Consider the following 11,759-nt stretch of genomic DNA (forward strand, 5'->3'; position numbering starts at 1 on the left):
ATTGACTAACGTCGATTCTGCGCCTGTGGCGGAATTGGTAGACGCGCTAGACTTAGGATCTAGTGTTTACGACGTGCAGGTTCGAGTCCTGTCAGGCGCACATCACTTAAAATAACATAAAAAGGAGCTATAAATGGAAAAAACTACCATATTGCAGGTATTTCGGCAGAAATTTGCGGTTTTTTGAAAAAAAAACCTAATATTTCTTGCAAGTTTCAATTATATTTCCTACTTTTGTCACCGATTTATATAAATTAACGTACGATATTATTGTTTTATTTATTTGTTTAATTATAATTTTTAAGTTCAATGAAAAAGAAAATTATCAATGGTATTCTGATGGTAGCCCTCGTAGGTGCTACATCAACATCATTCGTTTCTTGTAAGGACACAAGCGAGGATGTAAAGACAGACTTGATGGCACAGGTAAATGCCGTTAAGGCTAACCTCGAGCCACGCGTAGAGCAGGCTGAGAAGGACATCGACGCACTCGAAGGCCGTATGACCACTGCTGAGGGCGACATCAAGACTCTGAAGAGCGACGTTACAAGCCTGAAGAACCGTGTATCTACTCTGGAGCAGGAGAAGGATAGCCTGGCTCAGGTTACAAAGACTATCGAGGGTCAGCTCACTCAGGTTGAGTCTAAGATCAGCACTATCGTTGAGGCTCTCTCAAAGATGGTTACAAGCGTAACTGTTAACGCTACATCTACAAGCATTCTCGAGAACAGCAAGCTGTTCCCTGGTCTGAACATTCAGTTCCTGGGTACTGCTATGGGTAAGGCTACCACAACTGGTAAGTTCCCTTCAACAACAACTATGGAAGGTCACGGTACAGCTCTTGAGGCTGCTGACTTCGCTGGTGTTAAGGAGATCTACAAGTGGAGCAATGGCGACATCCTGCCAAAGGCTGACGAGGATACAGAGGTTGCCGACGCTGGTACACTCTGGTTCTCTCTGAACCCATCTAACGTTGTAGCTACCGACCTCAAGGCTCTGAAGCTGGTTGACAGCCAGGGTAACGAGAGCTTCGTAACTATCAACAAGGACAGCGTTAAGGTTGACGACGAGACCGTTCTGTCATGGGGCGTTACTCGTGGTGCGGAGTTCAACCTGTGGAAGGTACAGGCTGGCATCAACCTCGAGGCTACTGACCTTGCTACTATCGATCCTGTTAAGATCATCGACTACAAGTCAATCGCTTCTGACGTTCGTTCAATGATGCGCGAGATCAAGGCTGCCGCTAAGACAGCTAACAGCAGCAACTACGCAGCTGTAACAAAGACTACTGCTAAGGATGTTCTGAAGAACTCTACTCAGATTGTAGCTTCTCTGCTCAAGGCTAAGGTTCCTTCACTTCCTGCACTGGCTCTCCAGGCTCAGTGGGAGGATACTGTAGGTGTTCGTAGCGTACTGTCTGACTTCTCTATCGCTGCTACAGCTTACAAGCCACTGTCATTCGACTTCGGTAAGGACCTCATCGAGGGTCGCACCATTAGCCTCGACAAGGCTGACAAGGCTGCTGCTAAGATCATCGACAAGGTAATGGATAAGATCAACCGCGCTGGTGTTAAGATCCAGGCTATTCCTGAGATCTCATTCGATGATGCTTATTCTTCAGCAAATCTGAAGGTTTACATGGCAATTGATGCAACTGGCAATGTTCTTATAACAAACACAAAACCTGGTGCCGCTTATACTTATTGGGATGGCACTGCTGCTACAGCTCCTGGCGCTGGTGTTGCATACTACACAGAGCTCGATCTGGAGACCAGCATCAAGACTGTTACAAACGCTATTCCTGTAGCTGAGCTGAACGCTCTGATCGCTGAGGCTAAGCAGGCTCTGATCGACATCACAGCTTTTGCTGACCGCACAAAGACCTTCGAGGCTCGCGTAAGCGACTTCTTGGAGCGTGAGCTGAACCGCGTTGTAACTAAGGTTTCTACCGACGGTCTGACACGTATCCTCGAGCCTATCATCCTGTTCCAGGCTGGTGAGAACTACAGCGTAACTCGCTTCGTTGACGGTGCTGCTGTTCCTGCTGGTGAGATCACTCTGATTCCTACCACAATGACAAACGAGCTCCTGGCTCCTGCATTCAAGAAGTACGTTGCTGTTAAGGCTGCTGACGGTTCATTCGCTCTCCAGTCACTGAAGACTAAGGGTGACAAGGACTTCAACAAGCTGACAGTTAACCTGAAGGCTGGTAACTACACTGTTATCTACAGCGCCCTCGACTTCTATGGCAACCAGGTTTCTAAGAAGTACGACATCGTAGTGAAGTAATTAACATTCGCGAATTAAAAAATTAGTAAACAGAATATGAAAATGAAGAAAACAATATTGTCTTGCCTGATGCTGTTGGCTGGTATCTCAGCAAATGCACAGGAGCAGAAGGGCACGACTGAATACGTCTTCGAGCCACACTGGTATGTACAGGTTCAGCCTCTGGGCGCTCAGTACACACTTGGTGAGGTAAGCTTCGGCGATCTGCTGTCATACAACGTACAGGCTACTGTAGGCCGTCAGTTCTCAAAGCTGTGGGGTGCCCGCTTGGCCGTTAACGCTTGGCAGAGCAAGGCTGGTAGCAAGTTCGACATTGCTAACAAGGAGTATAAGTGGAAGTGGAACTATGTAGCTCCTACAATCGACGCTACATTCAACCTCTCAAACGCACTGTTTGGCTTCAATCCTAATCGTGTATTCGATCTGAGCGCTTTCGCTGGTATCGGTGTAAACATCGGTTGGGGTAACAGCGAGGCTGCTACAGCTGATCAGGCTATCCGCGCTATGGGTACTTTGGTTGGTGCCAACGGTACTACCTACACCACAAACCGTGGTCTGGAGTATCTGTGGGACGGTACAAAGGTTCGCCTCGTAGGTCAGTTCGGTCTGATGGGTGACTTCAAGGTAAGCGATAAGGTTAAGATCGGTCTTGAGCTGAGCGCTAACACCCTGAACGACAAGTACAACTCAAAGAAGGCTAAGAACTGGGATTGGTACTTCAACGCACTTGCTGGTGTGAAGATTGCCCTCGGTAACACTTACTCTACACGTTTCATCCCTGCTCCAGAGCCAGAGATTCGCTACGTAGAGAAGATTGTTGAGAAGATTGTTGAGGTTCCTGCTAAGGCTGAGGAGCCAGAGGCTAAGACTGAGGCTCTCCGTCGTGATATCTTCTTCGCTATCGGTAAGACTGTTATCCGCAAGAGCGAGCAGCAGAAGGTTGACGAGGTAGTTGCTTACCTGAACGCTAACCCTGAGGCTAAGGTTAACATCACTGGTTACGCTGACGCTGGTACAGGTAACGATCGCATCAACGATCGCCTGGCTGCTGGTCGTGCCGACGTTGTTGTTAAGGCTCTGAAGAAGGCTGGCATCGCTGCAAGCCGCATCAGCTACGACAGCAAGGGTGCTCGTGTACAGCCATTCGCTGACAACGACAGCAACCGTGTATCTATCGTAATCGCAGAGTAATCTACGGATTAAGATATTAAGCATGAGCCCAGTCCCATTTGGGGCTGGGCTTTTTCTATAAAACCAAAAAAGGATTACCCGATGAAAAGAACAGTTCTAATCACTCTCGTAAGCATCCTTACTACAGTACAGGCCACAGCACAGAGCGTGGCTAACGGTTACTATCGTATCCAAAACAATGCAAGTTCACGTTATATCACCATCAGAGATGATCAGGTAGGTGAAATAGATTACTCAAGCACCAACGTAGATCTGAGTAACATTGTTACATGGCGTGGGTATGACTACGTAAAGAGCAATCCTGGCTCTATCATCTACGTAGAACAACATGGAACGGAATACGACCTAAAAACACAAGGTACCAGTATCTATCAGATTACCGGTAATAGAAGATATCTGGGTTTGCGTCCAAAAGATGGCGGAACCTATTTTATGTATATATCATATAACGGTACAGAATATCGCTTATACGATAGTACAACTGACGATGACGAGGGCTATGTAACTTACAAAAAGACTGGAGATGGTTATCAGTACTGGAAATTCGTTCCCATCGACACAGAGAATAACTATATTGGCCTACAACCTACCGTACAGGTTGGCGATAGCTACTATGGCACCCTGTATGCCAGCTATCCCTTCAAAGTGGTTTCAGAAGGCGTTAAAGTATATGTAGTTGACGGTGTGAAGGAGGGCGTATTCCAGATGCAGGAAATCACCGACGAGGTAAAGCCCGCAGCTACCCCATTGTTATTCATGTGTAGCAGCAACGATCCTGCCAACAACAAGATTATGCCTGTTACCGACGCTACAACACCTGCTGATAACAACCAGATGGGTGGCACCTACTTTGCCCGCACTTCAGGTCACAAAGTAAACGTAAGATACGACGAGTCAACCATGCGTGTATTAGGCAAGAACGATGCTGGCGAATTGGTATTTAAAAAAGCGACAAAAGCTGACCTGGTCAGCAGCCACTACATACCCGCAAATACCTGTTGGTTAAACATGCCATCAGGTCTCTCAGGCGAATTTAAATACGTTAGCCGCGAGGATTATACAGGCATTCGTGACATAAAGGCTGATAACAAAGCTAATAGTGCTGATGATGCGATTTATACCCTCACAGGTACTCGTGCTAACAGCAAAACCCTTCGTCCTGGTATCTACATCCAGAACGGCAAGAAGAAGGTTATAAAATAAACAATAAAAGGTTCCCGATTGGGAACCTTTTTTTCTAGGTACTTTTCAATTGTAAAGTACTTAGGTTGCAATTGAAAAGTACTTAGAGAAAAACAGACTTAAAAAATGGTCTTGGTAAAACGAACTTGAAGTACGGGATAAACCTTGAAACCACCCAAGAAATCAACCCAAGTGCCAACCTTACCCGAGATATTCTCTACATCCTTAGTGAGGTTAGTACCATCGTGAGTAATCAAGCTAGGAGTGCCACCCCAGAACATCATACCAGCATCAAAAGATACCTGCCAGTCGTCGCGGCTCTTCATCAGCTTGCCACCATAACCAAAGCCTAAGTAGGGCTTAAAACTATTGCTCTTAGCACGAACCTTAACCATACCACTCTCGGCGTCAGCCTCCATGATATAAGGCTCACCAGAGTCCTTCTTATCACCTACATGGAAACCCATGCGGCCGTAGTTTACAATGCGCTGACGATAAGCCTCATTAAAGTAAATAGTCATACCAGGATTCTGAGCTGTACCATCACCATCTATATCAATAATAGGATCATCGTTCACGCACTTCTGGTAAATCTGATTGTACATGCTTACAGCCAGCAGCGAACTCATGGCTGAGGTTGAGTTCTCGGCATAGGCGAACTGTGAGGGGCCCCAATAGAAACCACCAGTTACATGCCAATGCTTATTCTTGAAGGGGAATACATCAACCAAGAACTTAAAGTTGTTGATAGTTGGCTTACCAACCATCTCAACCTCATCCTCGACTGTAAAGCCAGTCAGATCGTGGAGCATCTTTGAGAGGCGATCGAAAGTGGTCTCTACACGATTGCCGGCATCATCGTAAGCCACTGCAGGCTCACCACCAACCTCTACAGGAAAGTAGATGCTCTTCTTGAAACGAGGCATATACTCATAACCCATACGCAGCTGTACGTTCTCGTGAACGCGAGATGCTACATCGATACCGATACCTGTGGTACCTGCGGTTACAGATACATCGAGATTCTGGAAAACACCGTTATCCTTCATCCAATCGGTAACAGTAGAGAGCGTAAACTTCTTGCTTTCGGTAGCAAACACGTTCTTCTTGCTGCTGCCATCGGTGTTGCCCTGTGCATAAGCCAGGTTAACAGTCAAAGCAGCAGCTATTGCTAAAACAATCTTTTTCATTTCTTACTTTTTATAATTTAGTTATTCTTAAGTTACTTCATCATCCAGCGGCCATTGCGTTCCACCATCGGCACTACCACCTCCTCGGTGGTGCTATCGCCATAGCAAAGCATCAGCAGCACATTGGTATAGCCAGCCAAGCTGTCGGTATAAGCACGCGACACAGAAACCTCTTGTAAACCTTTTCGGGCTTCTAACTGCTGAGCAACGAACTGCTTATAGCCCTCGATCAGTTGCGAGCGGTAATCGGCAGGCAGCGAATCGGCCATAAAACGGCCCTCGACAAACTGCTCGAACTCACCCTGAACTAAATGAGTATAGTAGCCTTTAGCAGCCAAAGCCGCTTGTTCTTCGCGACTTACACCGGTGCTACAGGCTACTACTATAACTATCAATATAAGATAGACGAGCTTACGCATTACTTCTGGCGGATAAACACATTAATGGGACTACCAGTAAGCTCCCAGTTCTCACGAATCTTATTCTCCAGGAAGCGCTTGTAAGGCTCCTTCACGTACTGTGGCAGGTTGGCATAGAACACAAAGGTAGGAATCTGCGTGTCGGGCACCTGAGCCACATACTTAATCTTAATGTACTTACCCTTAACCGATGGTGGTGGGAAGGCCTCGATGAGAGGCAGCATCACCTCGTTAAGCTTAGAGGTACCAATCTTGGCCTTACGATTCAGATAAACCTGCTTGGCAGTCTCGAGCACCTTATAGATACGCTGCTTGGTAAGTGCCGAAGCGAAGATGATGGGGAAATCGACAAACGGTGCCATACGCTTACGGATGGCGTTCTCGAAGGTCTTGATTACCTCCTGCGACTTATCCTCAACCAGATCCCACTTGTTAACAACTACAACCAGCGATTTGTTATTCTTCTGAATGAGCTGGAAGATGTTCATATCCTGAGCCTCGATACCACGGGTGGCGTCGAGCATGAGCACACACACATCACTATTCTCGATGGCACGGATAGAGCGCATTACCGAATAGAACTCCAGATCCTCAGTTACCTTATTCTTACGACGGATACCTGCGGTATCTACCAGATAGAAATCGAAACCGAACTTATCGTAACGGGTGTAGATACTATCGCGGGTAGTACCGGCGATATCGGTTACAATGTTACGATCCTCGCCGATAAAGGCGTTGATGATGCTCGACTTACCGGCATTAGGACGACCTACCACCGCAAAACGGGGGATACCATCCTCGAGCTCGTCCTTGGGTTTCTCGGGCAATATCTCGAGCACCTTGTCGAGCAGATCGCCTGTACCGCTACCAGTGGCAGCAGAGATAGGATACGGATCGCCAAGACCAAGCTTATAGAACTCGTACTGGTCGTACAGGTCCTTACCATCGTCGGCTTTGTTGGCCACCAGGATAACGGGCAGTTTGGCACGGCGCAGAATCTGCGCTACGTCCATATCCCAACCTGTGACACCATTATTAATATCGCAGAGGAAGAGTACGAGATCGGCCTCTTCGGTGGCAATAATCACCTGCTTGCGGATCTCCTCTTCGAATACATCGTCGCTGTTGACGACCCAGCCGCCGGTATCGACAACTGAGAACTCGCGACCGTTCCATTCGCACTTGCCATACTGGCGGTCGCGAGTGGTACCAGCCTCGTCGCTGACAATCGCATGGCGCGTTTTTGTCAGTCGGTTGAACAGTGTAGACTTACCCACATTAGGGCGTCCTACGATTGCTACTAAATTTCCCATACTATATTTATTTTGGCACGGATTACATGGATTAACACGGAAGAACCTACTCGGGGTTGTACCCGAAGTGATTCAATTCTTTTTCTGATGAACGCCAGTCCTTATCTACTTTCACGAAAATCTCGAGGAAGATAGGCTTGGCGAAGAACTTTTCGAGCGATTTGCGAGCCTCGGTGCTTACCTTTTTGAGGGCTACACCCTGGTGACCGATGATGATACCCTTCTGTGAATCGCGCTCCACATAAATAATAGCATTGATGTGGATGTGCTTATCATCCTCTTTGAATCGCTCCACAGCTACCTCTACACTGTAAGGAATCTCCTTATCGTAGTAGAGCAGTATCTTTTCGCGGATAATCTCCGACACGAAGAATCGTGCGGGCTTATCGGTTAACTGATCTTTATCGAAATAAGCGGGGCTCTCGGGCAGGAGCTCTTGGATACGCTTCAGCAACATATCCACACCGAACTTATTCTTGGCCGAAATAGGCAGAATCTCTGCCTTCGGCAGCAGGGCATGCCATTTCTCAACAATGGCTGCCAATTGTGCATTACCACCAGTAAGCTCATCAATCTTGTTAATGAGCAGCAATACCGGCATATCCAGTTTCTGCACCTTTGCAAGGAAGTCCATATTCTTTTCAGGGTTCTCTACCACGTCGGTCACGTAGAGCAGCACATCCGCATCCTGGAGGGCCGACTCAGAGAACGCCAACATTGACTCCTGTAGTTTGTAGTTTGGCTTGAGCACACCTGGGGTATCCGAGAACACAATCTGCATCTCGGGTGTATTCACGATACCCATGATACGATGACGGGTTGTCTGAGCCTTAAATGTGGCAATAGAAATACGCTCACCAACCAGCTGGTTCATGAGCGTACTTTTGCCTACGTTGGGATTTCCAACAATATTAACGAATCCTGCTTTATGCATTATTCACTATTCATTATTCACTATTCACTACTTATTGCCATCATAGGCCCACTTGTAATAAGAAGCTCCGTGAACGAATCCTGCACCAAAGGCGGTGAGGATCAGATTGTCGCCCTTCTTCAACTTATTCTCGTATTCCCAGATAGCCAGCGGTATCGTGGCGGCACTCGTGTTTCCGTAGCGTTCGATGTTTACCATCACCTGCTCCATTGGCAACTCCAGGCGCTTGGCTACAGCCTCGATGATACGCATGTTAGCCTGATGAGGAACCACCCACTGGATGTTGTCCTTGTTCAGACCGTTGCGCTCAGCGATGATAGCGCAGTCGTTACTCATATTCGTCACTGCATAACGGAACACAGTGCGACCCTCCTGATAGAGGTAGTGCAGACGATGATCAACAGTGAAATGCGACGGTGGGCAGACCGAACCTCCAGCCTTCAGATGCAGGAATGGCAGTCCCTTACCATCTGTGCGGAAATAAGAGTCCATCACACCGATATTCTGTTCCTCGGTAGCCTCGAGCAGAACGGCAGCTGCACCATCTCCGAAGAGAGGACAGGTCTGACGATCCTTATAGTCAACAACCGACGACATCTTATCGGCACCGATCACGATGATTTTCTTGTAGCGTCCGCTCTGAATCATCGTAGCTGCCACGTCGAGTGTGTAGAGGAATCCACAGCAAGCACCCCAGAAATCGAATGCGAATGCATTCTTCAGTCCGAGTTTGCCTAATACGATAGAGGCTGTGGAAGGGAACTTATAATCAGCTGTTGAGGTGGTTACGATGACGGCATCGATTGAGTCGGGATCGACTCCGGTCTTCTGCATCAGCTGCTTGGCAGCCTTACGCGCCATGTAGCTGGTGCCGAGACCTTCCTCCGTAAGTATGTGACGCTCCTTGATACCAACACGCGTCATAATCCACTCATCGTTGGTGTCGACCATACGTGACAACTCATCGTTGTTCAGAATATAGTCGGGCACATAACCGCCTACACCAGTGATTATCGCATTGATTCTATCCATTACTCAGCTACGCTTTCCTCGATCTTGATAGCTACCTTACCACGATAGTAACCGCAAGTGGGGCATACAGTGTGATAAACATAATATGCACCACAGTTAGGACATACTGCCAGTGTGGGAGCTACTGCCTTGTCATGAGTACGACGCTTGAGTGTACGAGTCTTTGACTGTCTTCTTTTAGGATGTGCCATAATTCTATAATACTTTTAAATGTTTAAACTTTTAAATTCTTTAATTTTTCCCAGCGGGGGTCGATGGGCTGGTCGGACTCCTCATCGCTGCTTCGGTCAGCTGACAGCTCTTCCAGAGCTTTCGTCATGGCAGGGTTGCACTTGCCAGGTGCATGCACATGCCTGATGGGTATTACCAGGGCCACAAACTCATAGATGATCCACGAGGTGTCGAGTATTCCTTCGTCCTCAGGCACTACGATGATATCATCTTCCTCTGAGTATTCGCTACCGAGCTTGACAATCAAACGGTTGTCGGTTTCTACCGGCTGTTCCATATCGTCTAAGCATCGGTCGCACTGTACAATAACGGTGCCTTCGGTATGGAACAGGAGTTCGAAAAAGCCGGTTGCCTTGCGTATAGACACCGACACGTGCAAAGAGCCCCTCTTCACTTCAGCACCATCCAAAGCCTCGAAGTAAGTATCGTTCAAGTCGAAAGCCAAGGATGTTTCCTCGCTTACCAAACTCTTCAGATCTATCTTCAACGACTCCAGACTATTCATTATTCTACACTTTTAAGCGCAATAATGCGCTATACGGGCTGCAAAGTTACAACTTTTTTTTCAATGAAAGCACGCTTATTTTATTTTTTTATCATTTTAGTGCAAATTCCTTAGTTATCAGGCCCTTATATTACACAAAACGAGGGTTATTTGTGCAATTCTACGCGAAAAGTGGTGCCTTTTCCGACTTCGGATGACTTCACAAAAATCTTACCTTTATGATAGTCTTCAACAATACGACGCGCCAACGAAAGTCCCAATCCCCAACCACGTTGCTTGGTGGTAAAACCTGGGGTGAACACATGGTTGATATCCTTTTTGCGGATACCTTTACCTGTATCCGTAACTTCGATAGCCACACGATGGTCATCGTCAATCAACTGGATAGAAATCTTACCAGCACCTTCCATCGCATCTACCGCATTCTTACAGAGGTTCTCAATCACCCACTCAAAAAGCGAAGCATTCATATTAACAACCACGTCGTGATCAGGAATTTGTGTAGTAATTTCTACTTTATTTGAAGTTCGCCTACGCATATAATCAACCACATGTGCAATCACCTCGTTCATCGAGCCTGGTGTTGGTTCGGGCAAAGAACCTATCTTCGAGAATCGTTCGGCAATACGTTCCAAACGCTTTACATCCTTATCCATCTCGGGTATCAGGTCATCATCTGGATGATTCTCTTTCAAGATTTCAACCCATGCCATCAAACTGGAGATAGGCGTACCCAACTGATGAGCCGTTTCTTTAGATAGTCCAACCCAAACCTTATTCTGTTCAGCCTTCTTAGATGAGAGTAAGGCAAAGATGGCAACCACCACAAAAATCATCACCACACCTAACTGCCAATAGGGATACTGTGACAGGCGTTTAAGCAGTACCGACTCATCGTAACACACAATCTGACTACCTACAACAATCGTATCACCAGCCTTCAGCATACGCTGGGCTATCTGATCCAGATGCAGCGTATCCTGGATATTACGGTAATCATCAATTCCACCTTTATCATTCAACACAATCACAGGGATGGTCGTGTTACCTTGCATTACGTCAAGAACCAATGAAAGGTCGGTATTCTCATCGGCATGGTTCAAGGCATGAAGTGCCTGCGCCCATACTTCCATCTTCTTTCGCTCTTCGTTAGAGAGGTCTTTTACCAGAAAATGCGATATCAACAAAGAGGTAACAGCTATTACCACAGCTGCTATTACCAGAAGTATTTTGGTTTGTCTAATTCTGTCTGTCCATTGCATACATATATATAAACGAAAAAGCCCCGAGAATATTGTATTCTCGAGGCTCTTCTTTAAAAAAGACGGCGGCTTCCTACTCTCCCGCATTGCATTGCAGTACCATCGGCGCAGGTGGGCTTAACTTCTCTGTTCGGAATGGGAAGAGGTGGGACCCCACTGCAATAACCACCTAATATAGGTTATTGACATTGTCGACACAAGAAACGTAGTT

Annotated in this window: 11 protein-coding genes, 1 tRNA gene and 1 rRNA gene; 4 read left to right on the top strand and 9 right to left on the bottom strand. The window is 46.9% G+C overall.

Annotated elements, in window-relative coordinates; genetic code table 11:
- The first annotated feature begins 19 nt into the window (after window positions 1-19).
- From BLR73_RS13450 to BLR73_RS13465, 4 genes are all read left to right on the top strand, one after another.
- Window positions 20-100: transfer RNA gene (locus tag BLR73_RS13450), tRNA-Leu, on the top strand.
- Window positions 101-309: 209 nt separating this feature from the next.
- Window positions 310-2,289, top strand: a complete 1,980-nt coding sequence (locus BLR73_RS13455; RefSeq protein WP_091862836.1) for a hypothetical protein — start codon at window positions 310-312, stop codon at window positions 2,287-2,289.
- Between the two features lie 42 nt (window positions 2,290-2,331).
- On the top strand, window positions 2,332-3,480 hold the full coding sequence (locus tag BLR73_RS13460) for an OmpA family protein (RefSeq protein ID WP_338063377.1): 1,149 nt from the start codon (window positions 2,332-2,334) through the stop codon (window positions 3,478-3,480).
- Window positions 3,481-3,561: 81 nt separating this feature from the next.
- The gene (locus BLR73_RS13465) at window positions 3,562-4,683 is read left to right on the top strand and encodes a hypothetical protein (RefSeq protein ID WP_091862840.1); all 1,122 of its coding nucleotides are present in this window, start codon (window positions 3,562-3,564) and stop codon (window positions 4,681-4,683) included.
- A 98-nt stretch (window positions 4,684-4,781) separates the two neighbouring features.
- Here the strand turns inward: BLR73_RS13465 and BLR73_RS13470 are convergent, their stop codons facing one another.
- The 9 genes from BLR73_RS13470 to rrf form a co-directional block, all read right to left on the bottom strand.
- Window positions 4,782-5,852, bottom strand: a complete 1,071-nt coding sequence (locus tag BLR73_RS13470) for a hypothetical protein (RefSeq protein ID WP_091862842.1) — start codon at window positions 5,850-5,852, stop codon at window positions 4,782-4,784.
- Between the two features lie 32 nt (window positions 5,853-5,884).
- Window positions 5,885-6,271 carry a hypothetical protein gene (locus tag BLR73_RS13475; RefSeq protein ID WP_091862845.1) on the bottom strand — a complete coding sequence of 129 codons (387 nt, stop codon included), beginning with the start codon at window positions 6,269-6,271 and terminating at the stop codon, window positions 5,885-5,887.
- Window positions 6,271-7,584, bottom strand: a complete 1,314-nt coding sequence (der, locus tag BLR73_RS13480) for a ribosome biogenesis GTPase Der (protein WP_028907259.1) — start codon at window positions 7,582-7,584, stop codon at window positions 6,271-6,273. The genes BLR73_RS13475 and der overlap by 1 nt, the downstream gene beginning before the upstream one ends.
- A gap of 46 nt (window positions 7,585-7,630) precedes the next feature.
- Window positions 7,631-8,518: a GTPase Era gene (era, locus tag BLR73_RS13485; protein WP_013063530.1), complete on the bottom strand. Its 888-nt coding sequence runs from the start codon at window positions 8,516-8,518 to the stop codon at window positions 7,631-7,633.
- 27 nt (window positions 8,519-8,545) lie between these two features.
- Window positions 8,546-9,550 carry a beta-ketoacyl-ACP synthase III gene (locus BLR73_RS13490; protein WP_091862848.1) on the bottom strand — a complete coding sequence of 335 codons (1,005 nt, stop codon included), beginning with the start codon at window positions 9,548-9,550 and terminating at the stop codon, window positions 8,546-8,548.
- A complete protein-coding gene (gene rpmF / locus BLR73_RS13495; RefSeq protein WP_013063689.1) occupies window positions 9,550-9,741 on the bottom strand; it encodes a 50S ribosomal protein L32 in 192 nt (63 codons plus the stop codon). Before rpmF ends, BLR73_RS13490 begins: the two co-directional genes overlap by 1 nt.
- A 23-nt stretch (window positions 9,742-9,764) precedes the next feature.
- Complete coding sequence (locus BLR73_RS13500; protein ID WP_013064530.1) at window positions 9,765-10,286, bottom strand: YceD family protein; 522 nt, start codon at window positions 10,284-10,286, stop codon at window positions 9,765-9,767.
- Between the two features lie 146 nt (window positions 10,287-10,432).
- Entirely contained in the window at window positions 10,433-11,548 is a 1,116-nt protein-coding gene (locus BLR73_RS13505; RefSeq protein WP_074833261.1) for a sensor histidine kinase, read from the bottom strand.
- A gap of 60 nt (window positions 11,549-11,608) precedes the next feature.
- A 5S ribosomal RNA gene (gene rrf / locus BLR73_RS13510) occupies window positions 11,609-11,721 on the bottom strand.
- Between the last annotated feature and the right edge of the window lie 38 nt (window positions 11,722-11,759).

This window comes from Prevotella sp. khp1, from assembly GCF_900102205.1.
In the GTDB taxonomy this organism is placed as follows: Bacteria; Bacteroidota; Bacteroidia; order Bacteroidales; family Bacteroidaceae; genus Prevotella; species Prevotella ruminicola.

Bases quoted from the DNA above. Each gene is read 5' to 3' on its own strand.
- der (WP_028907259.1), bottom strand. From the start codon at position 7,584: ATGGGAAATTTAGTAGCAATCGTAGGACGCCCTAATGTGGGTAAGTCT.
- BLR73_RS13455 (WP_091862836.1), top strand. From the start codon at position 310: ATGAAAAAGAAAATTATCAATGGTATTCTGATGGTAGCCCTCGTAGGT.
- BLR73_RS13500 (WP_013064530.1), bottom strand. From the start codon at position 10,286: ATGAATAGTCTGGAGTCGTTGAAGATAGATCTGAAGAGTTTGGTAAGC.
- rpmF (WP_013063689.1), bottom strand. From the start codon at position 9,741: ATGGCACATCCTAAAAGAAGACAGTCAAAGACTCGTACACTCAAGCGT.
- BLR73_RS13465 (WP_091862840.1), top strand. From the start codon at position 3,562: ATGAAAAGAACAGTTCTAATCACTCTCGTAAGCATCCTTACTACAGTA.
- BLR73_RS13505 (WP_074833261.1), bottom strand. From the start codon at position 11,548: ATGCAATGGACAGACAGAATTAGACAAACCAAAATACTTCTGGTAATA.
- BLR73_RS13470 (WP_091862842.1), bottom strand. From the start codon at position 5,852: ATGAAAAAGATTGTTTTAGCAATAGCTGCTGCTTTGACTGTTAACCTG.
- era (WP_013063530.1), bottom strand. From the start codon at position 8,518: ATGCATAAAGCAGGATTCGTTAATATTGTTGGAAATCCCAACGTAGGC.
- BLR73_RS13490 (WP_091862848.1), bottom strand. From the start codon at position 9,550: ATGGATAGAATCAATGCGATAATCACTGGTGTAGGCGGTTATGTGCCC.
- BLR73_RS13460 (WP_338063377.1), top strand. From the start codon at position 2,332: ATGAAGAAAACAATATTGTCTTGCCTGATGCTGTTGGCTGGTATCTCA.
- BLR73_RS13475 (WP_091862845.1), bottom strand. From the start codon at position 6,271: ATGCGTAAGCTCGTCTATCTTATATTGATAGTTATAGTAGTAGCCTGT.